Raw genomic sequence first — 25,239 nt, forward strand, 5'->3', positions numbered from 1 at the left:
GTCAATTGTTAAAGTAGATGTAGATAGGAATAAGCATAAAGCCACCGGTAATTAAGGCGGTATATACCCAGCCGGTATAGCGCACCAGGTTCACATATTTGGGATGATAGATCCCCAGCGTCCGTGCGGCGCTGAAAAAGCCGTGCAGCAGGTGAAAACCCAGGGCAATAAATGAGATCTCGTAGATCAGCACGTACCACCATTGGTGAAAGGTTAGTACTACTACGGAGTACATGTCTTTGTTGCCCTGTTTATCTAAATTCATAGTCGTAAAATCAGACACATACCAGAAATCTTTCAGGTGGATCACCAGGAAAACAAGGATCACGGTACCAAGCAAACCCATATTGCGGCTGTTCCAGGTACTGGAGGCACCACGCTTGTCGTAGACGTATTTGGTGCCGTTAGCCTTGTTGCTTTTACGGGTGATGATTAGCGCATATACCGCATGAGCGATGATAGATAGTAATAGTACCCAGGAAACGATCTTGATGAATAGATTCCCGGCCAGTAAATGCGAGTACCAGTTAAACTGCTCTTTAGCTTCTGCCGCCGGTAGTAGTAATTGCAGGTTGCCCAGCAAATGGATCACCAGGAAGAAGCACAGGAACAGTCCTGTACCGGCCATGATGAGTTTATATTGAATGCTGCTTGTTTTCATAAATGTTGTTTGTTTGGTAGTTTTGGAGTTGATTATTTGCAGGACTACCACAAGCCGATTACCTTCCACCACATCCCGCCGATAATAAACCACACAAGCAGGAACAGCACACTCATAAAAAACCCCTGTTTCCACCAGTCTTTCATATCCACATAGGTGCTGCCAAAGAATATAGGTGCAGGCCCATGGGCGTAATGGGTTAATGAACCCATCAGGGTAGCACAGGCGCCCAGGAATATAGCCAGCATAGTGCCGGGGATGCCAACCGCGATGCCTACTGTAAGAAATACGGAGAACATGGCCGCGCATTGCGCTGTGGCACTGGCGAACATATAGTGGCAATAAGAATAAACAATAATGATCAGCGGGAATGCAATCTGCCAGCTTAAATGGCCCAGCTGCGCACCCACCAGGTGACCGAACCAGCCAATGAGGCCCAAAGAGTTCAGATATGAACCCATCATGACCAGGGAGGAAAACCAAACAATGGTATCCCAGGCACCTTTTTCAGATTTGACATCATCCCAGGTGAGCACGCCACAAAGCAGCAGGATACATAGGCCAATCAGCGCCCCGGTTGTCGCGTCGATAGACATCAGGTTACCGAAAATCCAAAGTACCAGTAGAATGATAAAGGTGGCTACCATCAGCCATTCCTGGATACTTACCGAGCCCATCTTTTTCAACTCTTCTGCTGCAATTGCAGGGGCTTCCGGGGTCTTTTTAAGTTCTGGCGGATAGACCTTATATAAAAACAACGGGATCAGTAAAAAGCAAACCAATCCGGGAACGGCTGCGGCCAATGCCCAGCCTCCCCAGGTAATGGTAACGCCCAAATCCTTAGCAAATTTCTGCGCCATAGGGTTACTGGCAGTAGCCGTCAGGAACATCACCGAGGTAATCATATTTGCGTTGTAACTGCTCAGGGTCAGGAACGCGCCGATCTTGCGGTGGGTTTCCGGTTTTTCGGGTGTTGAGCCCATATTGACGGCGACCGATTTCATGATCGGGAAGATGACGCCGCCGGCACGGGCGGTATTGCTCGGAATGGCCGGGGCAAGGATCAGGTCGGCGGTGTTCAAACCATACGCTAAACCTAAAGTACTTTTACCGAACAGCCTAATGAAGTTGTAGGCCAGCCTGGTCCCCAGCCCCGTTTTGATAAATCCGCGGGCAATAAAGAAGGCTAAACCAATCAGCCAGATGGTAGAATTACCAAAGCCGCTTAAGGCATTTTTAATAGAAGCCACCGGGTCACCCGGAGCCAATACCTGTGTGCCTGCGCAAACAGTAATACCCAGCATAGCCATAGTTCCCATTGGTGCTGCCTTTAAAATGATACCGATAATGGTGGCGACGAAAATTGCCAGCAGGTGCCAGGCATTGGGTTTTACGCCGTCAGGTACCGGAATGAACCAGATGACCAGCCCGAGTACTAACGTTACGGCCAGCGTTTTTAAGTTAATATCTTTCATGACTTAATGTTAAAAGCGAACCTGCAATTGCAGGTAAGCCAGGTTATGGTTATTGGCAGTAGTTAAAGGGATGGTGTGCTGGTACATATCTATCGATACACCTAATTGAAGGGCGGCATAAAAATCGTCGGCGAAAATCAGCGAGACGTTGGGGATAATAGTCTGCCTGGAATTATGGTTAAGTTTATAATTCTCATTAAAATATTCATAGCGCGAGGAAAACTCAACACCTCGTACCCTTCGCATATTGGTGTTGTAGCGCACTATAGGGAAAATATAAAACCCTTGCATCCGCACATTCTTTAATGTGGGTTTTACCGTTAGCATGTTGTATAGGGCAAAGTTTGTCCCGGACTTATACTCTCCGCCTAAGGATATTTCCCATCGTTCATTAAGGGTTACTCCGCCTTTCACATCAATGCCGAGGGCATTACCTGTCCCGGCACCAAAACTGCCCTGCGCGGCATTAATCCCCAATGTCAAACCTTTGAATACATCAGCTTCCAGCCGGCCGTAAACATTCTTGGTATTGTCGTTATCACTTGCCTGATTGCGGTTGTTGCCATTATAAGCGCCCGCATAATATCGGAACTGGCCACCCGGGTTGATATTGCCAAAGACAGCAACACCTGTCTGAAAACTTTGCCACCCGCTTGCACCGAAGGCATAATACTGGTTGGAATAATCAAGTGTGCGGATAATATCATTAGGCACTACATCTTCGATCCCAAAAAACGGCCGAAACTGTCCCGCCTGTACGTTTAAATATTTACTCAGCGTATATTTTACATAAGCATTCTCCAGAACTTTATTTGCCGGGTCACTGTTAAACTCCGCAAAGTTCACTAAAAGGTTGGCTGAGAAGTGATCGTTCACTGTGCCCTTTACTACAAAACGAACACGTTTAAGCATAAAGGTATTGGTAATTTTTCCGGTAGCGGCGGCTGGATCAAAATTCTTACCGTTTACATCTACATTTTTAGTTAGCGAGCCAAGGAATCTTGTTTGTAAAAGCCCTGCAAAGGTGATCGACCTTTTATAAGTGGAGAAATTTTTGATAGTATCAGTATTGACCTGTGGTGTTGCCGCCGGTTGTTGGGCGGCAGCTTGTAAGCAAGCAAATAGCACCACTATGTTGAGAGGTATATGTAATTTTTTCACAGGGGACTGTTAAATTGAATTATAAGTGGGCGACTAAAGGCTACCTACCATATTTGCCGGGTTTACCCAAAGGTCAAATTGCTCATTAGTGACCAATTTCAAACCGATAGCCGATTCTCGCAGCGAAAGATTCTCGTTCATCGCTTTTTGAGCGATCTTAGCGGAGTTTTCATAACCGATATGCGGGTTAAGCGCGGTCACCAGCATTAAGGAGGCTTCCAAGTGCTTTTTGATGCCATCGTAATTAGGTTCAATGCCACGGGCGCAATGTTCTTCAAATGATGTGCAGGCTTCGCCAATCAAGCGGGCCGACTGCAGGAAATTTGCCGCCATGACAGGTTTAAATACATTGAGCTGGAATTGCCCGTTGGAGCCCGCTATAGAAATAGTGACATCGTTTCCCATAACTTGGGCAGCAACCATCGTTACCGCTTCATTTTGTGTGGGATTGATCTTACCAGGCATAATGGACGACCCGGGTTCATTTTCAGGTAAATGCAGTTCGCCGATACTGCAGCGCGGGCCGGAGGCCAGCATGCGGATATTATTGGCGATCATCATCAACGATACGGCGATCTGTTTCAATGCGCCATGGCTTTCCACAATAGCATCGTGGGCAGACAGCGCTTCATACTTATTATCAGCCGTGCGCAATGGCAGGCCGGTGAATTGTGCGATGTATGCTGCAACCTTCACATCGTATCCTTTGGGCGTATTCATACCTGTTCCTACCGCCGATCCGCCTAGTGCCAGTTCGGAAAGGTGGTCTAAAGTGTTTTTTAAGGCCCTCAGGCCATGGTCCAGTTGGGAAACATAACCGGACATTTCCTGTCCGAGGGTAAGTGGAGTAGCGTCCATCAGATGCGTGCGGCCGATCTTTACAACATCTTTAAAAGCAATGGATTTCGTTTTTAAAGTTGCCCTTAATTTTTCTATGCCGGGAATCGTTACATTGATCAACATCTTATAGGCTGCGATATGCATAGCAGTAGGGAAGGTATCATTCGATGATTGTGATTTGTTTACATCATCGTTTGGATGGATCTCTGTTTTACCTTCTCCTAATGCATGTCCTGCCAATACGTGGGCACGGTTGGCGATTACTTCATTCACATTCATGTTAGATTGTGTGCCTGAACCGGTTTGCCAGATTACTAATGGAAATTCATCGGGTAGTTGGCCTGCCAGGATCTCATCGCAAACACCGGCGATCTCATCGCGTTTTTCAACGGTTAATACACCTAGGTCGGTATTCGCATAAGCAGCCGCCTTTTTCAGTTGCGCAAAGGCACTGATGATCTCTGCCGGCATCGAAGCATTCGGCCCGATCCTGAAATTGTTGCGGGAGCGTTCTGTTTGAGCACCCCAGTAACTGTTTTTAGGAACCTGGACATCGCCCATGCTATCATGTTCGGTCCTGAAATCCATTGTTGCGACCGGAATTATTGTTATTGCTGACATACACTGCTGGTGTTTAATTGGTATGTCGTAAAGGTGGACTAATGCTTTCCGCCAGAGATGACAGGGGACACTACAATAAATGACCCTCATCATAATATGCTATTAATTGAATTTTAACTGATTTATCGTGGTGCTGCATGTATCATATGATTTCCAATCCCGGAACCAAGGGAGAGATGGGCTTAAGATTAGGACTGTCGATTGCCTTTAATATGTTAAAACGCAGCAAAGGCACACTGGAAATTACTAGCGAAGTGAATACAGGCAGTTCTTTCACTGCAATTATCCAAAGGCAGAAGCCGTTTAAGTTTTTACAAGCTGGAAATTTGGAGGTCATTGACCACGTTATTCCGAGAATACAATTAATTAATTCCTTAATACTTTGACCACGCTTATTTATTGACTGAAATGACTTGGAAAATTCTACTACACATATCGGTGCTCTAAAGCCTACGGAATTGCATGGTTAAGCCCTCCAGAATCTCCACTCTTACTTATCGATATGCTGCCAATCAATAGTATTATGCTTTCCAAAGTAGATGGCAACCTTATTGATAAGATGCAGTTTGGGATCATGCTCAAAGCCAATCAAGTTTATAAAATCTTGATAAGCAAGGTGAGTAGCAAAACCCTTCTCAATGTGTTTGTCCGGTATAAGTACAAACCAACCTCTTTCGCATCTTGTCCGCTTGATAAAGTTTTTGTACAGTGTAGGAAGATGACACGATGTATAACATTCAACTTTCTTATATTTGGCGCAGAGAAAAACCAGTCTACGTTAAGGGTTGTCGGTACAATCCAGTCAAGAATACCATTGAGAACGATAGCTTCATAAGGCTTAACTAAAGGCAACCTTACATCGTCTCAGTCACCATGGCTGGTATAATAGAGGTCTTCATAGGTCTGGTTGTGACTGCATGACAAATTTACCAAAGTCAAGATTGCTGTAATTAAGCTAAAGTATAGAAACTTCATAGGGTAATTAATTAAGTAAAGCTAATCAAAGTGATGCAAAAGGCAAACCTCTAATAGAGGCTACCCTGAACGACATTGATAGGTTGTGTAGGATAGAAAGCCAATCTCATTACTACTTCCTTCTTATTAGGATACCACTGTTGGGATAAGTTAAATCGACAGCAAACTCCTGATCATCCATTTTGTACCAGCGCTTGTACTGTTTATCACTGAAAGCATAGAAGTTTATGACTAGATAGCACTTGTTGACGAGTTCCGGTGAGAAGGCCACTTCTAAATTGTCCTTGGTCTGCTTTCCTTTTGGATAAGCGTAGTGGTTAAACGCCAATGCCACTTTAGATGCATTAAGCACACTTTCAGTATCCGTTTCGTTCACTATTAACCGGCCCGGAGCATATTCAGCATAAATAACCTTAATGGAGTCGCCATTCTGAATGATTAACTTCAGGGATGTTGTTTACAACTGTTTCCTAATAGGATAATGATGATACCCAAAAGCAAAACCTCGCTTGGCTAGAGAACTGTTTGATCAATTGGATAACAGTGACTTTACCCTCTTGTTAATTCAATAATAGACTCAATGCTGAACAGCAGAATTAAAGTAATTGGGGAGATATAAAGTTGGGGTAACTCAAGATAGGCGTACACTTTTTTTATAATCTACTTTGGAGCTAAATTGTTGTATGATATTTTATCGGCTGCCTTTGCTTGCCAGCATTAATTGTTTCATGTGTGTTTCGGCGGTAATAAGTTGCACATTTTCATTCCAGTCGATATGAGCAAATGAACATTGCGAAATAAATGTACGACAAAGAACAGAATCAAAAAGATTGATTGCGCAAGACAACTGCAATTCAATTATCACCATGACCTAATGCTTAACAGAAATTAATTATAAATATTATTAACTACCTGAATTCTAAATTTTTATCTGGAAATTAATTCTTGTTTTAGAATATTTATTTAACTTTAAAATCGGTTAATTAACTGATTCAGTCTTTATAGAACATTATGCCTAAGCGACTCAATAATTAAAAAATATCCTAAACCTAAAATCTTTTATCATATGAATAGTCATGACGGACAAATTATAGAGTTTGTTGTAAGAAAGGAAGGTTACAATTTAACGGACCTTGCCAAAGAAATAAATGTCAACAGACGAACTATTTATAATTGGTTTCAGTCCAAGAGTCTTAAAGATAATATTATTAAAACCATAGGCTTGACTATAAGACACGATTTTTCTTCAGAGTTTTCAGAACGTTTTACACCAAATGATTTTGATTTTAAGATTTTGAGTAGGAAAGCTGGTGTTGTCACGTTCAGTATCGTAGACAATGATTCAGATAAGTGGAAGGATAAATATATCATTCTATTGGAAAAATACAATGAATTGCTTCTTAATGAAACTCGTCTTCAAGAGATTCTCAATGATGAAATTAACGAATTGGCGATCAGGAATAAAATTATATAAATCGTGCTAAGCCGCATGAAAGATTTTTTAATCAGTTTAGGAGTAATCGGTGGACATTCCGGAGCCATTGACCACCTCATTCCGAAAACGCAATAAATCGATTCCGCAACACTTTGATCAGGCTAATTAATTGACTTAAAGAAACGATTTGTAATAACCGACTACACAAATCGGTGCTCTAGAGCCTACGGAATTGCATGGTCAAGCCTTCCAGAATCTCCACTTATACTTTTCTCTCAATCGCCAACCGCTTTGATAAGATGTGGCTTACAGTAAAATCCATGTTTACAATAGTGGCTTCAATGTTTGCAATTGTTGTGGTGTTGCCAACAGCTCGCCTTGCCAATAGCCACTGGTCCTACTTTGCTAGAACGTTAACCATAAGCTTATAATTAATTGATGAATATTTAACTAGTGATGTATTTAGTAGTGATCAATAACAACAATGTACGGTCAGCTTTGGCTTCATTGAAATTTTCGAATAATAGCTGATTAATTTGCTTGTTTTTAAACTTTACAGCGGCGATTTGCAGGATCTGAAAGGATGCCATTTCAACAGTTTCAATATTCTGCATATAAAATAAGATAGAGAGATCGCGTAATTCCGGGTCGGCGCTTTCCTCATGGATCGCTTCATAAGCATCTTCCACCATACCAATCAATCCGCTGCAATTGCCAGTAGATGGTTCTTCATCTAGTAAAATATATATCTCCTCCATTCTCGTGATCTGCTTGCCTACATCTTCTAATGTTTTACCTATGGCATTCTTCAGGTCAGAAAAGTGCGATTGTTCCTGTATCTCCGACAAGCGTTCGTGCAAATGAGTTTTGGCACAATAAATTTTATTCAAATAGGTGATAAAAAAAGATCTTAATTTTTCAGGGCCCAAATTTATTGGTGTAAAGGGTGATTTGTCTGCTGGATCTTTCATTTTTTGATGTTTAAGTCGATTACTTTAGTTGACAGATAAGCTTGTCAAATGGTTTATGGTTATAAGCGTCAGCACAGAATTCTTTCCTTAAAAACGGTAGGTTAGCCTCCGCAGACAGTAAAGTTACGGGAAGCTTTTTGATGTTTGGCTTAGACTTTAGCGTTGAGCAAATTCTTATTCCATTTCGACCGGGATTTTTCAGTAGGATATCAAGTAATATCGGGTGTTGCTTAATTTCATTCACAGCTGACATTTCGCTGCCGTAATCCGATAAAAACACTTCATAACCGTCGTCCTTAATCATTATGCTGAGTATCCCTAAAATATCCGGGGCGTCTTCAATAACTAAATTCCTATTCGGCATAATCTATTATTATAAGTATAAACCGTTGGAAAACTCATTCAAAAGCAGCGTGCTTAGCAATGCTCTCAAAAGTATTATAGAATAAATACAGAAGTGATTGATCCCTGATGGCCTGGTTTGCCTTATGGGTTTAAGCGTTAATGCAACTGCGCCTTCAACTTTTAGCTTGTAACAAATTAATTTACAACAGCAGGTGCTTTTATTAAAACACAATAATTTTAATGTGAAGTTAACCTAATAAACGGCATTCTGGGTTCTAATTATTTAAATTTTTAACATGACCTAAATTCGCAACCTTTTTGGAACTTAACTTGATAAAAGTGTTGAATAATTATATTCTAATGGCGCAGTCAAATGTTTTATGAAAAAACATAGTGTCGGTCGTCGTCCATTCCGATGCAAAAAACTTTATTCTTTTAATATAAGAATACTTCCCATTTCAATCTAATAACTAACCTGGGATAGTCCCATCGACTTTAGAATTGGCACGTTAAACTGGATTTAAGCAGATATCATTGATTTAAGTGAGTACGTAGCACAATTAAAAAAAACCTTTGTTAGTTTTTTGCCATCGTGGGTGTCGTTGGGCTACTCGTCTGTAGAGCAAACAAAGAATGATTATAGCGATAAATGGAAAAATGCAAGGATGTTACCGATCTATTTTCAAAAAAAGTGAAATACTTACTGCTGTAAGAGGACCTTAATCGGATGCTAGCATATATCGAAGATGTCGTAAGACATAAGTCATTTCAGGACGGACGCACTGCTAAGATCATTATACACAGGATTGGCTAATACCATACCGAATATTGCTTGTCATTGAAGCTTTGCTTTGTAGAACCACTAAATATTTATGTTTATTTATAAATATAGGAATCAGACTTCATTGCTTTATGAATGTTGAGTAAAAATTGTATGATTGGGTCATTCCAATATAATTGTCCGGTACAATATTGAGAATATTTATTGCTCATTTACAAGTTGTTATACAAATTCTGATTTAAAATAAACCTTATAGAATTTGATTGTAACTTTAGACTAACCTAAACGACCGCGTTCCCTCCCCCGGAATCGGTAATTAATTAGTACTCTTTATTTCTAACTTTTTAAAAACTTTATTATGAAAAAATCCCTACTGTTATTCGGCTTATTTCTTTTAACCATTGCCTCATGTAAAACTAATGATGATGTGAAGCCAGCAAATTTGGCCGTAAACAAAGATGATAAAGTTATCTTGGTGGCTGCAGCATATAAAACTTATAAGGTTATTGCTGGCAGCACCAATATGCCAGGATTCACTAATGGCAATGGGAGCAAGGCCCGATTTAATTACCCTATTGGAATTTGGGTAAATCCCGACGGATCTTTATTAGTCTCTGACAGGGGCAATAACGTAATAAGAAAAATTAAAGCAGACAGTATAGTAACAACGCTAAATTTCCCCAAAACTAGTAATAACAGAACTTTAACCCAACCGGGAAATTTAGCTGTTACAGCAGATGGGACAATTGGAATTGCCAATGGAGATGGTATATGGTTTTACAAAGCCAATAATACGCTTACTTTTTATCAAACCAATTTTCATGAAACGATTGGAACAATTGATGCTGATCCAACCGGACGATACTTTTGGTTTACCAATAATTACCAATTAGGGTATACAGCAGGTGATGACGTGTACGAAGGCAAAAAAGATCTTGGGATAGCGTCCGACGAATCTTTGGGAAGTGTTGATGCGTGCCCAAATGGAAAAAAATATGTTACGACCTACCGCAATATCTATACCTTAAATGCTGACGGAACCTCATCGCATATTTTAGCTAGCATAAAATTCCAAAGCTTGTACGATTTATCTGTAAACAACGATGGTTCTATCATTTACGTTATTGACAATGGGGATATAAAAAAGATCACCAACTGTAGCGGCTGTCTAAGAACTATTTCAACACTCGCAACTGGAACTAAAGCTTCAAACTTAGCGCTTTCAAACAGTGAGCAATATCTGTATTTTACAAGTTCAGTCAATCACACTATTAATAAACTAAAGTTGTAAAGTAGATTGACACTAGTTCATCGATAAAATCGTAGCAATTTGGCATTTAAAATTAGTTGAAAAACAACTTATTATAGGTATTGTCTTAATGCTCATTTTAAGATTCCATTTTCCAAAGAACGTAAATTGTGGTCGATTTAAGAGTTTTACAAAAACTCAATATTTTCTGGAAGTGTTGATTATATGGCATTATATAGTTATCCCTGATGTTATGGGCAGGAATTGGGTATTGCAATTTTATTTGTTGCATTAAAGGTAGACCGTACTTGGCCAGTTTAAAGAATTATTAATCATTTCCCTTTGACCTTATTAAAAACTGTGTTGTAATTTAAACTACAAACGAACTGCGATTGTTGGCTAAGTTTTGTAGCGGATCTAATAAAATAGCAAGCACCGCTAAAACAAAAAATGCGTCGGTTGTATATCTTTACTTTTCATCTGATGGTTAATAACTTTGCCAGATGCTGTGAAATGGGTTTATCAATTGAATGTGTTTAGTAGGTGTGTTATGAAAAGAATTTCACTTCTGCAGCGGCGGAAAGGCTGATGACGCAATTAACCAGAAGCTATAGGCGAGGCGTACGAAGCCGCCTGCCGAAGCTGCTTTGTCCTATCTCGTGTAAATATAGTTTAGCCTTTCGAGCGCAAGATCTGACGATTCAAATAATCCGTCCGAGATGCTACTTTGGCCGCTAGGTGGTGCTATCGCTAATTTATGATACTCTTCAGCAGCAAGGCCGGACAATTGGAATCAACCTCCCGACAAGCAACTTAGGGTTCTGCTAAAAATTCCGAGGCCACTAAATACCTCATCCGGAAATGCAATAATTCGAGCCCCAACATGGAAATTCCGGAGCCATTGACCACATCATTCGGGGAATCTAGTAAATTAATTCCTTAACACTCATATCTTTGATATAATATTAACAATGGAGCAAATGGCAGCAAGTTGACGTAACACTAAACACATTTGAAATGATGCTGTGTCAAAGGAATAACCTGCCTTTTGATTTCTCTTTCAGAGCCACTATAGTACTTAAGTATATCTGCATAGACCAGATAATGCTGTATAAAACCATGAGAAAAGGCGGTAAGGGAGTACCATATTAAAATCAGAAGTGTATGCTGAAGTATTGTGTAGGGATCGATGTATCCAAAAACGATTTACATTGTTGCATAGCAGTTATTGACCAGTACAGAAAGTGACTATAAAAGCCTCAAAACACTTTATTAATAGCAAGACTGGATTTACAGGACTGTCCGACTGGATCAATAAACAACACAAAGACAGATCTGTCCCCCTTGCTATGGTAATGGAAGCTACCGGTGTTTATTATGAGCAACTCGCTTTGTACCTGTTTAAACACCAATATGCGATAAGTGTTGTACTACCGAATAAAGCTAAAAGGTACTTGCAGTCTACAGGCCTGAAATCAAAGAATGACAAGATAGATGCGCAAGGTCTTGCCCGTATGGGATCTGAGCAGTCGTTATCGTTATGGCATCCGTTGGACACGTTCTTTTATGAGCTTAGAGAGCTGACCCGTCAGCACCAAAGCCTCCAGGAGCTAAAGACAAGTATTGGTAATCAACTACATGCATCAGAACTGGGCATGTATCAGATTAAGCTAGTTATCAAGCAACAGAAAAACCTTATTGCCTCTATTGAGAAACAGATAACAGTATTGGAAGATGCTATTGAACAACATCCTCAGCGTGACACTACGGTAAAAGAAAAAGTAGCAGGCATCTGTAAGATAAAAGGGCTGGGGTTAACCGACTACCAAATCGGTGCTCTAGAGCCTGCGGAATTGCATGGTCAAGCCTTCCGGAATCTCCAGCCAGAGGATAGCGGCCAGCTTTAAAAGTGACAGAATTTACAAAATTGGCTGCTTTAAAAACTCGCAATAATAAAAATCGGAATAAATTAATAGGCTAGCAACAAAATATAGTAGGTCCCTTAAGGCAAATCGCACTTTTTTTGTGAGATAGCATCCGTTTAAAATCTTCCAAATACATAGTTCGATCTGATCAAACGCACGAAGATATCTCATCCATTAGCATTTTCTAGGCCTGATAGACCATACCAGCCATCACATTCAAATAAATATTAAGCGCTTTGGTATCCTCTTTTAAGCCGGTCGCTCAGCCCGCCGAAGCATTCAGGCACAGATTGTCCAATTGCCAATAAGTGGCGACGTCTGTTCATATCCCATCAATTGTTAAACCCCGGTAAATGTATCGGTCGTTTTCATTTTTTGGTCTTCTTTAGGAAGAAGAATATCCAAAACTTTTAATTATCCAATAAGCATTAATACGATGTTTTTTTGCGCAGCATTGCTGCTTATTTTGGGTAAAACTCTGTTCACTAGTGATAATTGCAGAAAGCAACACATTACCGAAGCTGCGTAAACAAAAACATAACTGACGAACAAGTTGGAGAAGTGACTAGTGATATGGCTTTTTATAAAAATAATGTGATAAAAATAAATCCATACTGTATTTGAAGAAACAAAAACGACAAAGTTTTTAAGCCAAAATCGTTTGTACATGAACTTGATAACCGCCGGGCTCGAGACATAGCAAATAAGACAAAGCACCAAACTGTAACTTAAATAGTATGCCCGAGGTGGAAATTTAAACTGCTGGGTTGGAGGAATAGTATTTATATTGATAAGGAAATATACGGCAAATCCCAAGACCGAAGTTACACATATAGATAATAAGAATGATATCTGCCGCCTACTAAAAGATGATAATCTGGTTCCCAAACTAAACACTAAAATATAAAAGACACCAAATAGAATGACCGCCTCGAAGTAAGTATATACACTATTACCAAGTAAACCTTTCCAATTGTACATAAAAAGCATTTCATAGGCAAAAAAACTGCTGACTAAGATTATTAAAAAATGGTTGTTACTAGGAATTATAGCATTAAAGCGCTCAATGAACGGAGCACATAAGGCGGTGATTAAGAACACTCTGAAAATCCAAACATAGCCAATGCCGGCCATAAAAGTATAGCTATGAAAAACCTTTCCAAAAGTTAAGTGATCAAAGGGATGAGCCATCAACAAGTTGGCTGTAAAATATATTGTTAAAAATGTCCATGCAGGATAAACAAGCCTCTTAATGCGCTTATTAACATATTCCTTATAACTATAAATTGAGGGATAAATTGAATAGGTTAGGCCGGAAACCAATACCATAAGAGGAACATCGAAATTTCGTAGTTGAAATAACCATGCAGGTGGGGATAAGTGAGCAAGAATAATAAGAGATAGTCCTAAAAATCTTAAAAAATCAACAGTTTTGTTACGTGAATTTGACATTGTGAAATGGAGTAGTTCATTCAAAGTTATCGTAAAAAGACGTCTATTAAATTTATTAAAAAACATGTTGCAAAAAGCGTGTAAGAATTGTAAAATGCTCATAATAGGATCAATATAGCTGACTTCTAACTTTCAAAATTACTGACCAAAGCATTGCGTTATCTTGTTGGAACCTACAATCATTGTTGAGTGCGGCTTATTTTAATTTTCAATTAAATAGTGAAATAAACAGCATAGTAAAGAAACTACGAAATTGCCCGTAACGAGATTTAAGCTTACTTAAGATCTTCCGCCGTTAGTAAAACCTTAACTGACCGCTTTACCCGCTACCAGCAACAGAGTAATCTGTGAGCTAAACTATTTCCATGAGTTGTTTCTAAAACACCTTTTAATGCACCTCCCCGCTTGCATGTAGGAACATACGAAAGCAATGCACCGGATGTGATTGTTTATATTCTTTTCATAATGGTTAAATCTTTAGAATTGACTAGCAAATATAACCCGATAAGCCACCGCCCATTTATAATGTTTTTATCAATATTAAAACAACAAATTGGTTTAAGATTAGAACGGCAATTCGCAGATATTTTGAGATATATTAACAGAAAAAAGAATTTGCAAGTAAAATTTTAGGAGCAAAACAAAATAGTAATCCACGGGTGGCTCAAATAATTCTAAAAAAGATGTGCTGAACAAGCTATCAATAGTGTTTAAATTAATGACTTTAGCTTTAAATATAACTAATGTGCCAGGCGTTCTGAGTGTTCAACCCTGCCATTGCAGTTGCTTTGACTTTTCCTTTACAACTCTCTGTATATTGGTTTTAAGTAAGTCCTGCTCAGGTATCCTGCCATTATTGTTTAAAAGTATTACACATTTTTTACTCAATTTTATCACAACAGCAACTAATCACTTCTGCTCTTATACAATAATCCATACTTTTAGTTAAACCGTTGATCGAATATCTTTTAAGTTAATTTGATTGATCATCAGCCTTGTCCGAAGTTAAGTTACAAAATAGGAATAGAATTAAATAAATCATGAGAAAAATTACCTTCCTATTGACTGTGTTATATTTGATTAGTACGAGCATTTCTATAAGTACATTTGGAAAGCCTCACACCTCCGGTCAGATTAACGGTAGTAGAACGGTGGTTAGTGATCATCATCCTATGAGTTCGGATCTACTGACTACTCTCCCTTACAATCTGTCGTTTTCTAATGCTGTTGCAGGAACACTTATCGATAAAAATGGAGTCGCAAGTGGATTCACATCTGCTGTGCCTTATTCTGGCATACGCTTATCTGCAGACGGTATACCATCCATTCCTTCGATGCCGAGTTACGAACCTACTAAGTTTAATATTTCGGGTGGCCTGCTAAAATTAACAACCAATAAAGGTATTGATTACGCAACCAACAATAATCAAATCAATCTTTTAGGGATAAAAGTTGCTCAGCGCAATAAAGTCGTTGTGGAAGTTTCGTTAAAAAATCCTATTAATGGCACACAATCCCAGCAAGCAGGTGTATGGTTTGGTTTAAATGATAAATATTCGTTAAAGCTAATTGTCAGAGCTGGTAAAATTGAATTACACCGAGAAATAAACGATGTATCAGTTTCCCAGACTGGCACAAATACTCCGGACCAAAGAATTTCTCCAACTATTTCAAATTTAAGTACCTCAACCGTTCGGCTTAGGCTTACAATTGATTCATTGAACCAAACTGCAGAGGGATTTTACTCTATGGACGGCGGTGTATCTTACAAGAATGTTGCTGTTGGCTATTTAACAACTACAATAAGTATTGCCGGAATGGGCTTGACAGATAATCCCTGCTATGCTACGATTTACGCAACCCACCGAAATGCAACGACCGCGTCAACGTATTATTTTGATGATTTTAAGGTATATAACCCTCTGCAAGTTGTACCTGCCGCCTTAACGTTTTCTAAAGATAGTTTAACTTATACGGTTTACGAGGGTGGAAGAGCCGACTCCTTAGCCGTAAATCTTTCCGCCGGTGCAGCCGCGGCAAACGTAAAATTTAGTACAACAGCGCCCTGGCTTAAAATAAATCCCGCCCGCATCGGTACAGTAATGTTTGGTGGTAGTGATATCAATACGATGATGTCTCCAGGCACTTACCGCGCAATAGTCACTGCAACTGCAAGTAATTATCAGCCAGCAACGCTCGTGATTCGGATCCTCATTGTAGATGGCGTTAGCACCAAACCTATCAATATGAATTTTCAGGATAGAAATACCGTGCCGCCTACTGGTTATAATCGTGATATTGGCCAACCTTACGCTGCGAGGACTGGCTTATATCAATCCTCAGGCTTAAGTTATGGCTGGCGCAGGTCATCAAATTCAGCTACTGTCGATATATCTTTAAATGGTTTTAACCGTAATACCCCCGAAGATTTATTGAATGCAACCTTAATATACATGCAAGCCAATAATCTTACCGGTACGTTTTCGGGTACAAAAGTTCAATCATACTGGGAAATAAGAGTTCCTAACGGTATTTATGACGTCACGGTTGGTGTCGGTGATGGTAAACCAGACACCGCAACTGAAATCGACGCTATTAATATAGAGGGCATGAGCGCTATATCTGGTTTTGTGCCATCAGGCATCGCTGGAAGCATAACACGGTTTAAACAAATAACCCGGCGGGTATCGGTAACAGACGAACATCTAACTATAGATGCCAATGGCGGAACCAATACGAAAATAGACTTTACCCAAATAGTTCCTGTTAGTATAGCGCCCTACATTGGTATGTCCGCAACGACTCTTAATTTGATAATCGACAGCGGATCAACCGCTGCCAAAACTTTTAACTTATTCTTAGGCAATTCGGCAAACACATCGATTAATTATACGACCACAGTCAGCTACGCAGCGGGTGCTACCGGATGGTTGGCTTTTGTACCCAATAAGACAGGTGAAATGCCAGCATCGAGCTTTGATTATTCTGCAGGAGCAAAATTACCTGCAGGCACCTACACCGCTACCATTAAAATAAGTGCTATGGGCTACACTAGCACGACTGCCAGTGTCCAGCTAAGAGTTGTAAATGGTAATCATCCTTATGTGATTTCCTCTTCCCCTGCCAATAACGCCATCATGGTAGATCCCGGTACGGTAAGCATCGCAGCGAACAACCTTCACGTACCAGTGGTTGCGGGGTTTAAAGGCGGTGTAGACAATAGCACTATCACCGGCATTAGTGTACAGTTGTATTCGGTACGTGATGGTGTGTCAAAACTAATTCCTGGGGTGGTTCAGGGAACAGGCGGTGGAGACGCCATCAGTTTCTCGCCGTCAGCCGCATTAGTACCTAATACTACCTATAAATTTTTGATTACAAGTGCAGTTAAATCTTATAGCGGCAGCTCTTTTAGCCCTTTCTCCATGATGTTTACAACGGGCGATGAAGTAGCAAATCCATTAAACAATTTAGATGTGCATTTTTCTAAATCGGCTATGCCGAACACCCAAAATAAAAAATATACTACGTTAAAATTTGGCCCTGATGGTAAATTGTATGCTTTAAGATTAGATGGGGTGATTGAACGATTCAATGTGGACCACGTTACAGGTTTGATAAGCAACTTACAACCAATTAATACATTAGTAACAAAATATGGGGAGCGATCAGCTATCGGCTTGGCTTTTACACCAGAATCCACTGCTACCAATCTTAGCTGCTATGTTACGCATTCTTCGTCGGGACTGGTTAATTCGCCAATGTTTGATGGCAATATATCAAAACTTACTGGCGCTGATCTGGAAACAGAAACTTTAGTAGTTGCTAAACTCCCTCGGTCAACCCGCGATCATATGGCTAATGGGCTTGCTTTCGGCCCGGACGGGGCCTTATATATATCGCAGGGAAGTAACAGCTCTGCCGGCGCTTATGATAACGACTGGCAGAGGGCAGAAAGCTTGCTGGCTGGCTGTATCTTGAGGCTGGATTTGTCTAAACTAAATGGACATGAACTGCCGCTCATCGTACAAACCACATCAACCCAAAGTATAATTAACGCTGCGCCGGTAAGTTCCAGCTTCATGGACGATGGAACTTACAATCCTTACAGCACTACAAGTCCGCTAACAATTTATGCATCCGGTGTAAGAAATGCTTATAGCTTAGTATGGCATAGTAATGGCCAGCTTTATATTCCGACAAATGGCTCGGGTGGTGGTGGCAACTCGCCAGCTTCTGTCGCAGGCGCACGACGGCCAGATGGCAGCGCATATAACGGACCAACTATTCAGGCAACAACAGGTGTGCAGGTACAGAATGACTGGCTGTTTCGCGTTAATCCTTTAAAGCCGGTCGCTTATTTTGGACACCCCAACCCCTTAAGAGGAGAATTTGTGGAGAACCGGGGTTATGTAGATAATCCATTATATCCTGTTAACATAGGAGCGGACGCCAGATATTTCGGTGCTGCTTATAACTTTGGTTTGAACCATTCACCAAACGGTGCAATAGAATACAAAAGCAACAATTTTAATGGTCTTTTAAAAAATAAATTACTGATATGCCGCTTTAGCGGGGGAGGCGATTTAGTTGTCCTGAAGCCCGGATCAATGGTGAAAGATCCGACCGTAACAATCGATAATGATCATATATATGATATAACACAAGTGTCCACCGGGTCTGGAAACGACGGTTTAGTAGGGATGTCCGGGTTTGTAAATCCATTAAATTTAGTTGAGGATGAGGTAAATGGAAATCTGTATGTTGTGGAGTATAATTGGAATGCGCTACCTAGCTTTACCTCGCAGATAACACTCCTGAAAGCATATGATTCAAATACCAATGCACGGGTTGCTGCATTAATGAATCTTTCTGTCAGTAAAGACAACAATACAGAAGGTTTACTAAGTTACAAAAACAATGAGGGGACTATTGTAAATCAGGGCGATGCTGAGATAAAGATTAAAAGCTTAAAGGTGATAGGGGCTGACGCCACCATTATTAATATTAAAGGTGTGCCGCAGCCTGAAGTCAACAACCCACTAATCATAAAGAAAAATTCATCATTATCTTTCACGCTTGTAGCACCTGCAAACTATAATTTTAAAAGCCCCTTAAAACTAAGGGTTACTACGGTACAAGATACTATTAAAGAGGCTCCTTTGAATTTTTATGCTGACGATAAAGGAAATGCTTCTGGAGAATTAATTGGATTAATAAATACTAATCCAACAAGACGCTCACTGGAGCCAGCGCTTATTGTATACCCTAATCCCAATCCAGGCGAGCAGATCAATATCAAGTTAGAGCATTTTAAAATTAATGAAGATGTAAATCTCGGGGTTTTTGATATGGTTGGTAATCAAATAAGGTCGATGAAAATTCAAACCGACGCAGAAGGCAGTTATATGAGTAAGATAGCGGTACCAAAAACAGGTCCTCTACAGTTTTTTATAATAAGAGCTGTAGCACAATCACATGTAAAAGAGGTGAAAGTGATCTGTCAATGACGTGTGTTAGCAAAATGGACCATCTATAGCCCTTTTGGCGGCAATTAATATCTCGTCTCGAAATTTAGCATTTAGTTCAGCAACGCTTTGCAACGACGCGGTGGATGCGCTGTTTATCAGGTACGGGCATTTGGATGCAGAAGGGAATACAGAAATGAGACCTAAAGTGGGTATAGTAATCCAGAAGCACAGCTTTGGTGATCTCATTACCTTCAACTGGAGCAACGCACCCTTCTTTATCGAAGTAAACAACGACCTTAAGTTAAATATGTCCGTAACAGCTTAAGAACGTAGTTGAAACCAGATGCATAATTATACGATAACCAGTTTAAAAAATGCTGTAACTGATTATTTCGATGGGCGCTTTGGAGAAACTAAGATTCATCAAAATTCAACAGAAGTAATATTAGAAGGCTTGGCAGATAATAATGTTTTACATGGGTTTTTCAGTTAGACGAAATCAACGTCCTTGAGATCGCGTTTGTTTACTATTTGGAAAACGTAAGGCGAACGTTTGTTGAGCAAGAATTTAAAAGTCAAAGTACGTTTAAAAGCGAAATATTATTTTAATCCAGTTGGACGCAATAGAACACGGCATTAAAGGGGTTTAGGATGATGAAGCATCAGCCGAAAGGCAAAGGGAATACTATACTTTTTTGTTCCCGCACCAGAGTTCGTAATCATAAAAGCGGTTAGATACAGGGATTACAGATTGAAAGTCTCTCAAATAAAATACTTAAGTTAGCAATTCAAAATTAACTTAAACGACATGCAAAAAGTAGTGACTGTGCACACTACCATAAATAACATAAACAAGGAAAAGTATTTTACAGAGATGGAGTTTCCTTTACTTAATCAATATCTTAATGAAGGATACTCGGTATCGCAAATACTGCCCGTTACGGCAGATTCGAGCAGTTATAGGTATGCTTTGACATTCGTACTTAATAAAAACGATTAGCAAAATTATTAAAACAAGGAAGCAGCTTATTGCAGCGAAGCCAAAAGTTTAAAAGAATTTACAATTAACCTTTGTAATGATGAGCCCTATATTGTATCGGGCTCATTCCTTTTAGATTAAGTTTTAACTGCTTCTTGCCATACACATACAATTGAGCAGTACTGCCAAATCATATCTATTCCTTAGCTCCATTATTGCTATATTTTTTTCTTGGTTTAAGTTAAGACTTGAAGCTTTTTAGCAGTTCATTTTCTGCTCTCAGGTACTCGTTTTCGTTTAGCAGCTCCTCTTCCAGGGTCAAGGGTTTGGCTGGCTTCTTTGATTGCGTTTGATTGGTAGTTTCATCTTTGCACGGCCGCCTGTTGGTTTCGCGGCCAGGCCGGGTTCACCCATTGATTCATAAGCATTGCGCCAACTTAAGTTCGCTGATTCGCTCGGTATATTAAACCGGACACAGGCTGCACGTAAATATAATAGTTCCTTATCTAAAGCCTTCAAAACCATAAGCTAAAAATTTACAGCGTAACGCTGCTTCGCTCTTGGCTTCAGCCCTTGCTTGCCGTAAGCCTCATAAAAGCCCAGCCATCGCCGCAGATTCGAGTGTTAATGAAGTTTTGCTTCGCTACTGCCTTTACAGATCCATTCCCTTTTAATACAGCTTCTACACATTGAAGCCGAAAATCATAATCATACTTTTTTACTTTTAAGCATAAAATGCCCCCAATCAGTGTCTAAAGTTTTGGGGGCAGTGCAATAAGCGGCTTTTTTGTTTTATCTCTGCACGTCCAACTCCATATCCGGCCTCGCTATGGTTTGTGCCGGTACCGCCATTGCGGTGCTATCTCTAATTCCGAAGGCATAACGCAGTACGCGCACATAGATATTAAACTGCCGTTTCTCCTTTTGGCTGCTGCTGTAGGCCCATCCGGGGTTTATTTTGAAAAACCAAGGATTTTGAAACATACTGGGGCGCAATTGCGTAAAATGACGCGGCAGTATCTTCGCAATCATATTATCAGCCACTAAGATTTCTTACAGTTAAGTTAGTATAAGTCAAATTCACCTCATAATGAGGTTCAATTAAAGTTCCTTCATATGAGCTATTTTTACTGGTATTATATTGTAATATTCATGTTTTCGGCGCTACTCACTTGGTTATGTATTCCGTCAATTCTGCATGTGGCCCGCGCCCGCCATTTGTATGATGATGTCGGTCACTTCCGTAAACAGCACGACCACGGTATTCCCCGCCTGGGAGGAATAGCCATATTTGCCAGCTTTAATATTACGTTACTACTTTTAAGTATGGTGGACAAGAGCCTTCCGATCACTCACCTCTTGACCGCCGGTACTATCCTTTTCGCCATGGGCCTGAAAGATGACCTTTCTGGGGTTAATTCGAGCACGAAATTCCTGATCCAGTTTTTTGTCGCTGCCATCCTCGTTATTCCTGGCAATATCCGGTTAACCAGTCTATACGGCATATTTGGTATCTACGAGATCAGCTATATCATTAGTGTTATACTTTCCCATTTATTTGTTGTATTGATCGTCAATTCCTTTAACCTTATCGACGGTGTTGACGGTCTTGCTGCCGTCACGTGTGTGGTCGTGAACGGTAGTTTCACCATATTGTTTATTTATACCGGCCAGTTGGAGCTGGCCGCGATAGCTTTAATCATTACCGGAGCCGTTGTCGGATTTTTGCGTTTTAATCTAACGCCTGCTAAGATATTTATGGGTGATACCGGTTCCTTGCTGCTTGGTCTGATTTCAGCGTTCATGGCCATGAAATTCTTAGAGATCAGTAAATCTTCGCCCACCGGTGGACCTTTTAACTTTTCCGCACCGGCGCTGACGCTGGCTATTTTAATCGGACCGATCTTTGATACCCTTCGGGTCTTTACACTTCGTATAATTAGAGGTGTTTCTCCTTTCACTGCCGACAGGAACCACATCCATCACCAAGTACTTCGTTTGGGTCTCAGCCATCTGCAAACAACCGTTCTATTGGCGGCTATTAATATTCTATGTATTGTTATGGTCATTCTTTTCAGTAAAGTGAGTAATCTTACGTTGATCACGATGATTTTGGCTAATTCACTCTTATTCAATTTGCTGATCACTTACCTTGTCAGGTGCAGAAGCCGGGAAACCTATGATCTCCGGAATCTTTTTGTTTGACATTACTATTGCATGGCGACCAAGCTTTTCGTCCAAATTAAGCACTCCTACAGCATTACATGCCCTAAACATACCGTCTTTAATTATCCAACTAACGCAACGTAGTTGGCACTGCAAGTGACTCTTCCGAACATCCATCATTTTCTGCAATCCTGAATCTAGAAGTTAGTTGGAGATTCCGGAGGCTTGATTATCCAATTACGTAGGTTTTAGAGCACCGATTTGTGTGGTCGGTTTTTCCAAGTCATTTCTTCAGTCATTAAATTAGCCTAGTCAAAGTGTGGTCGGTTCTTCCAAGTCATTTCTTTCAGTCAATAAATTAGCCTGGTCAAAGTGTGGTGGTTGTTCCAAGTCATTCCTTTCAGTCAATAAATTAGCCTGGTCAAGTGTTGCGCAATCGAATTATCATTTTCGGCTTGAGGTGGTCAATTGCCTCGGAATTTCCGTTCAACTGACTCGTACTGATTTTATTTGTTGTTTTTAAGTAGTAAAACAGGAATCAGTTTACACAAATATTCCTCAGTCCTGATTTTACTTTACTAGGCTACGATTTTTATTTTCTTAGTAGCGGGATGATCCGGCGTATAATAATTCAAACTGGCGTGAGTGCGCCGTTCGTTGTAATGGCCAATGATCTCTGCGATGCTTTTCTTTGCCTCCTTATGGTTCTGTTAAACCTTTTTAGTAAGAACTCAGTCTCGGTAATTCCTTTAATGCGCTCGGCAAGTGCATTCTCATATGGACTGCCGCTTTGAGTCATATTAATCGCGATCCTATCTTCCTTTGACAGGGCTGTATAATTCTGAGAGCAAAATTGTAGTCCACGATCAGAATGATGTATCATTTACTTTTAACTAATAATAATTTATTTATTTTAGTGCGTTAGACAATTTTAAGCGTAAATCAACACTACAAGCTGAACGCGTTAATTGAAGCATAGCCATTCCGTTTCAGTAAGTTAAGTTTACGAAAAATCAATACGGATTAATTGTCGATCTAAATATGGAAAGTCAGAAAGAAATATTGAATAAGGTACATTTAACATGCGGGCCGATCTGTAAACAGAAAAGCATTGCACACAATTTGGGAACTGAATCAATCGCCAGTCAGGTCAAAACCTTTTTTACTAAAATATTTGAAATGGCTGATTGGCCTGCAAGGTGGCATTGCGGTAACTGGAGCGATTTCCACGGCTGGCTTTACATTTGCTCAGATCTTGCTATCTGGACCTCTTATTTTGCCATACCGATACTACTCTTTCGTATTATCAAAAATCGAAAGGACATTCCGTTCCCTAAGATTCTGTGGCTGTTTATTGCCTTCATTATTTTATGTGGCACTACGCATTTTATAGATGCCATCATCTTCTGGTGGCCGGCTTATCGTTTAAGCGCTATAATCCGTTTTCTGACCGGCATCGTGTCTTTATTCACGGTATATACCTTATACAAGTTGTTACCCAAGATTTATCGGTTAAGGACATTGGATGAGCTGGAGGCGGAAATCGTAGAACGAAAAAAAGCGGAGGAAGAAATCCGTCATCAACAGATCTTAATGAAAGCGACGGAGAATTTGATGGCAAAGAAGGATGAATTTATAACTATCGCCAGCCACGAACTCAAAACACCCTTGACCAGTATAAAATCTTACGTCCAGATTCTCTTAGCGAAGGCCCGTACCGAAGAAGATCATTTCAGGACTGAAGCGTTGACAAGGGTCGAAAAGCAGGCTAATAAAATGTCAACGCTTATCAAAAACTTCCTGAATAACGCCAAACTATTGGAGGGAAAATTTGAATTGAATATTGAAAGCTTTAGAATGCATGAATTATTAACCGAAGTGGTCGATGACTCAAAAATACATTCGAAAACGCACGAAATTACTTTGAAAGATTGTGAGGATGTATTTGTAATGGCTGATCGTGAAAAAATTAGTCAGGTTATGGAAAACCTGATCAGTAACGCCATTAAATATTCACCAGCTGGAAGTACGATTGCACTTGGCTGTAAAGTGATTGGTAACCAAGCCCAGATATCCGTGTCTGACACAGGCATTGGGATAGAACAAAAAGATCAGTCTAAATTATTTGATAGGTTTTACCGCGTCGAAAATGAAAAACTTAAAAATGTGGCTGGGTTTGGGATAGGGCTTTTCTTGGTCGCAGAAATACTCCGATTTCATGAAAGCAGGATATTTGTGGAAAGTTTTCCAAACGTAGGTTCAAAATTTTTTTTTAATCTTCATATATCTGATAATTAAGATTTAATATGCCGATTCCAGGTACTTGCACCCGGGAACAAATGCGAGTGCCTGGCTGCTTTCGGTTATAATAATGATCATGGCTGCAATTGCCGCACCGGTAGCTACTCCCCAGTTTTATGCAGCCAGATAATCACGGTACTTCACTTTCGTTGCAAATCTCTCAGTAATTTCCGGCATATTCAATTCCTGTATATCTTTTTAAATCGTAATATTGCCAGAAAGTACTAATAATTTAAAAATATTAGTACAACCAAACGCCTTAATCTTATAAAATATGAGAATTACTACTTTTCAACAATCCATAGCTTTCAGACACTCACGGCAGCTTGCGCGGTTTATTAAGATCCAAATAGTTCCAATTCCTGCTGAGCAACCTTCCTAAATAAAAATCTAAGGCTATAAAGGAACCTTGATAGGCTCTAGGGGCTATA

The 25,239-nt window shown here is 40.1% G+C and carries 22 protein-coding genes; 11 read left to right on the top strand and 11 right to left on the bottom strand.

Annotated elements, in window-relative coordinates; all coding sequences use genetic code 11:
- Nucleotide 1: 1 nt before the first annotated feature.
- The 4 genes from A0256_00690 to fumC are packed head-to-tail and all read right to left on the bottom strand — an operon-like array spanning nt 2 to nt 4,725.
- Nucleotides 2-661: a succinate dehydrogenase gene (locus tag A0256_00690; GenBank protein AMR34385.1), complete on the bottom strand. Its 660-nt coding sequence runs from the start codon at nt 659-661 to the stop codon at nt 2-4.
- Nucleotides 662-705: 44 nt separating this feature from the next.
- Nucleotides 706-2,136: an anion permease gene (locus A0256_00695; GenBank protein ID AMR30034.1), complete on the bottom strand. Its 1,431-nt coding sequence runs from the start codon at nt 2,134-2,136 to the stop codon at nt 706-708.
- A 9-nt stretch (nt 2,137-2,145) separates the two neighbouring features.
- Nucleotides 2,146-3,297: a porin gene (locus tag A0256_00700; GenBank protein ID AMR30035.1), complete on the bottom strand. Its 1,152-nt coding sequence runs from the start codon at nt 3,295-3,297 to the stop codon at nt 2,146-2,148.
- Nucleotides 3,298-3,330: 33 nt separating this feature from the next.
- A complete protein-coding gene (gene fumC, locus A0256_00705) occupies nt 3,331-4,725 on the bottom strand; it encodes a class II fumarate hydratase (GenBank protein ID AMR34386.1) in 1,395 nt (464 codons plus the stop codon).
- A 170-nt stretch (nt 4,726-4,895) separates the two neighbouring features.
- Here fumC and A0256_00710 point away from each other — a divergent pair, with 170 nt between their 5' ends.
- A complete protein-coding gene (locus A0256_00710; GenBank protein ID AMR30036.1) occupies nt 4,896-5,144 on the top strand; it encodes a hypothetical protein in 249 nt (82 codons plus the stop codon).
- 137 nt (nt 5,145-5,281) lie between these two features.
- A complete protein-coding gene (locus tag A0256_00715; GenBank protein AMR30037.1) occupies nt 5,282-5,593 on the top strand; it encodes a hypothetical protein in 312 nt (103 codons plus the stop codon).
- 252 nt (nt 5,594-5,845) lie between these two features.
- Here A0256_00715 and A0256_00720 read toward each other — a convergent pair whose 3' ends face one another.
- Nucleotides 5,846-6,109 carry a hypothetical protein gene (locus A0256_00720; GenBank protein AMR30038.1) on the bottom strand — a complete coding sequence of 88 codons (264 nt, stop codon included), beginning with the start codon at nt 6,107-6,109 and terminating at the stop codon, nt 5,846-5,848.
- A gap of 690 nt (nt 6,110-6,799) precedes the next feature.
- Between A0256_00720 and A0256_00725 the strand changes: the two genes are divergently transcribed.
- The gene (locus A0256_00725) at nt 6,800-7,207 is read left to right on the top strand and encodes a hypothetical protein (GenBank protein AMR30039.1); all 408 of its coding nucleotides are present in this window, start codon (nt 6,800-6,802) and stop codon (nt 7,205-7,207) included.
- Between the two features lie 407 nt (nt 7,208-7,614).
- Here the strand turns inward: A0256_00725 and A0256_00730 are convergent, their stop codons facing one another.
- Both A0256_00730 and A0256_00735 read right to left on the bottom strand, forming a co-directional pair.
- Nucleotides 7,615-8,139, bottom strand: coding sequence for a hypothetical protein (locus A0256_00730; GenBank protein ID AMR30040.1), 525 nt, complete (start codon nt 8,137-8,139; stop codon nt 7,615-7,617).
- A gap of 19 nt (nt 8,140-8,158) precedes the next feature.
- Nucleotides 8,159-8,503 carry a hypothetical protein gene (locus A0256_00735; protein ID AMR30041.1) on the bottom strand — a complete coding sequence of 115 codons (345 nt, stop codon included), beginning with the start codon at nt 8,501-8,503 and terminating at the stop codon, nt 8,159-8,161.
- A gap of 1,120 nt (nt 8,504-9,623) precedes the next feature.
- Between A0256_00735 and A0256_00740 the strand changes: the two genes are divergently transcribed.
- Together A0256_00740 and A0256_00745 are read left to right on the top strand one after the other, a co-directional pair.
- Nucleotides 9,624-10,556 (top strand): hypothetical protein, encoded by a 933-nt coding sequence (locus tag A0256_00740; GenBank protein AMR30042.1) that lies wholly within the window; start codon nt 9,624-9,626, stop codon nt 10,554-10,556.
- A 1,202-nt stretch (nt 10,557-11,758) separates the two neighbouring features.
- Entirely contained in the window at nt 11,759-12,421 is a 663-nt protein-coding gene (locus A0256_00745) for a hypothetical protein (GenBank protein ID AMR30043.1), read from the top strand.
- 432 nt (nt 12,422-12,853) lie between these two features.
- Here the strand turns inward: A0256_00745 and A0256_00750 are convergent, their stop codons facing one another.
- Nucleotides 12,854-13,957 carry a hypothetical protein gene (locus A0256_00750; GenBank protein ID AMR30044.1) on the bottom strand — a complete coding sequence of 368 codons (1,104 nt, stop codon included), beginning with the start codon at nt 13,955-13,957 and terminating at the stop codon, nt 12,854-12,856.
- A gap of 339 nt (nt 13,958-14,296) precedes the next feature.
- On the opposite strand from A0256_00750, the gene A0256_00755 reads away from it, so the two are divergent.
- The 4 genes from A0256_00755 (at nt 14,297) to A0256_00770 (ending at nt 20,362) form a co-directional block, all read left to right on the top strand.
- The gene (locus tag A0256_00755; protein ID AMR30045.1) at nt 14,297-14,524 is read left to right on the top strand and encodes a hypothetical protein; all 228 of its coding nucleotides are present in this window, start codon (nt 14,297-14,299) and stop codon (nt 14,522-14,524) included.
- A 701-nt stretch (nt 14,525-15,225) separates the two neighbouring features.
- On the top strand, nt 15,226-19,401 hold the full coding sequence (locus A0256_00760; GenBank protein AMR30046.1) for a hypothetical protein: 4,176 nt from the start codon (nt 15,226-15,228) through the stop codon (nt 19,399-19,401).
- A 100-nt stretch (nt 19,402-19,501) separates the two neighbouring features.
- Nucleotides 19,502-19,687 carry a hypothetical protein gene (locus tag A0256_00765; GenBank protein AMR30047.1) on the top strand — a complete coding sequence of 62 codons (186 nt, stop codon included), beginning with the start codon at nt 19,502-19,504 and terminating at the stop codon, nt 19,685-19,687.
- 483 nt (nt 19,688-20,170) lie between these two features.
- Nucleotides 20,171-20,362, top strand: a complete 192-nt coding sequence (locus A0256_00770; GenBank protein ID AMR30048.1) for a hypothetical protein — start codon at nt 20,171-20,173, stop codon at nt 20,360-20,362.
- Nucleotides 20,363-20,659: 297 nt separating this feature from the next.
- On the opposite strand, the gene A0256_00775 is transcribed toward A0256_00770, so the two are convergent.
- On the bottom strand, nt 20,660-20,866 hold the full coding sequence (locus A0256_00775) for a hypothetical protein (protein AMR30049.1): 207 nt from the start codon (nt 20,864-20,866) through the stop codon (nt 20,660-20,662).
- Between the two features lie 267 nt (nt 20,867-21,133).
- Nucleotides 21,134-21,385: a hypothetical protein gene (locus A0256_00780; GenBank protein AMR30050.1), complete on the bottom strand. Its 252-nt coding sequence runs from the start codon at nt 21,383-21,385 to the stop codon at nt 21,134-21,136.
- 72 nt (nt 21,386-21,457) lie between these two features.
- On the opposite strand from A0256_00780, the gene A0256_00785 reads away from it, so the two are divergent.
- Nucleotides 21,458-22,546, top strand: coding sequence for an undecaprenyl-phosphate alpha-N-acetylglucosaminyl 1-phosphate transferase (locus A0256_00785; GenBank protein AMR30051.1), 1,089 nt, complete (start codon nt 21,458-21,460; stop codon nt 22,544-22,546).
- Between the two features lie 592 nt (nt 22,547-23,138).
- Here A0256_00785 and A0256_00790 read toward each other — a convergent pair.
- A complete protein-coding gene (locus A0256_00790; GenBank protein AMR30052.1) occupies nt 23,139-23,390 on the bottom strand; it encodes a hypothetical protein in 252 nt (83 codons plus the stop codon).
- A 158-nt stretch (nt 23,391-23,548) separates the two neighbouring features.
- Here A0256_00790 and A0256_00795 point away from each other — a divergent pair, with 158 nt between their 5' ends.
- Nucleotides 23,549-24,805: a hypothetical protein gene (locus A0256_00795; protein AMR30053.1), complete on the top strand. Its 1,257-nt coding sequence runs from the start codon at nt 23,549-23,551 to the stop codon at nt 24,803-24,805.
- Nucleotides 24,806-25,239: the final 434 nt, after the last annotated feature.

This window comes from Mucilaginibacter sp. PAMC 26640 (assembly GCA_001596135.1).
Lineage (GTDB): Bacteria > Bacteroidota > Bacteroidia > Sphingobacteriales > Sphingobacteriaceae > Mucilaginibacter.

Coding starts and splice junctions, on each gene's coding strand:
- A0256_00785 (AMR30051.1), top strand. CDS start 21,458: ATGAGCTATTTTTACTGGTATTATATTGTAATATTCATGTTTTCGGCG.
- A0256_00735 (AMR30041.1), bottom strand. CDS start 8,503: ATGCCGAATAGGAATTTAGTTATTGAAGACGCCCCGGATATTTTAGGG.
- A0256_00725 (AMR30039.1), top strand. CDS start 6,800: ATGAATAGTCATGACGGACAAATTATAGAGTTTGTTGTAAGAAAGGAA.
- A0256_00710 (AMR30036.1), top strand. CDS start 4,896: ATGTATCATATGATTTCCAATCCCGGAACCAAGGGAGAGATGGGCTTA.
- A0256_00695 (AMR30034.1), bottom strand. CDS start 2,136: ATGAAAGATATTAACTTAAAAACGCTGGCCGTAACGTTAGTACTCGGG.
- A0256_00690 (AMR34385.1), bottom strand. CDS start 661: ATGAAAACAAGCAGCATTCAATATAAACTCATCATGGCCGGTACAGGA.
- A0256_00760 (AMR30046.1), top strand. CDS start 15,226: ATGCCGAGTTACGAACCTACTAAGTTTAATATTTCGGGTGGCCTGCTA.
- A0256_00750 (AMR30044.1), bottom strand. CDS start 13,957: ATGTTTTTTAATAAATTTAATAGACGTCTTTTTACGATAACTTTGAAT.
- A0256_00795 (AMR30053.1), top strand. CDS start 23,549: ATGGAAAGTCAGAAAGAAATATTGAATAAGGTACATTTAACATGCGGG.
- fumC (AMR34386.1), bottom strand. CDS start 4,725: ATGGATTTCAGGACCGAACATGATAGCATGGGCGATGTCCAGGTTCCT.
- A0256_00790 (AMR30052.1), bottom strand. CDS start 23,390: ATGATACATCATTCTGATCGTGGACTACAATTTTGCTCTCAGAATTAT.
- A0256_00775 (AMR30049.1), bottom strand. CDS start 20,866: ATGGTTTTGAAGGCTTTAGATAAGGAACTATTATATTTACGTGCAGCC.
- A0256_00740 (AMR30042.1), top strand. CDS start 9,624: ATGAAAAAATCCCTACTGTTATTCGGCTTATTTCTTTTAACCATTGCC.
- A0256_00770 (AMR30048.1), top strand. CDS start 20,171: ATGCAAAAAGTAGTGACTGTGCACACTACCATAAATAACATAAACAAG.
- A0256_00730 (AMR30040.1), bottom strand. CDS start 8,139: ATGAAAGATCCAGCAGACAAATCACCCTTTACACCAATAAATTTGGGC.
- A0256_00715 (AMR30037.1), top strand. CDS start 5,282: ATGCTTTCCAAAGTAGATGGCAACCTTATTGATAAGATGCAGTTTGGG.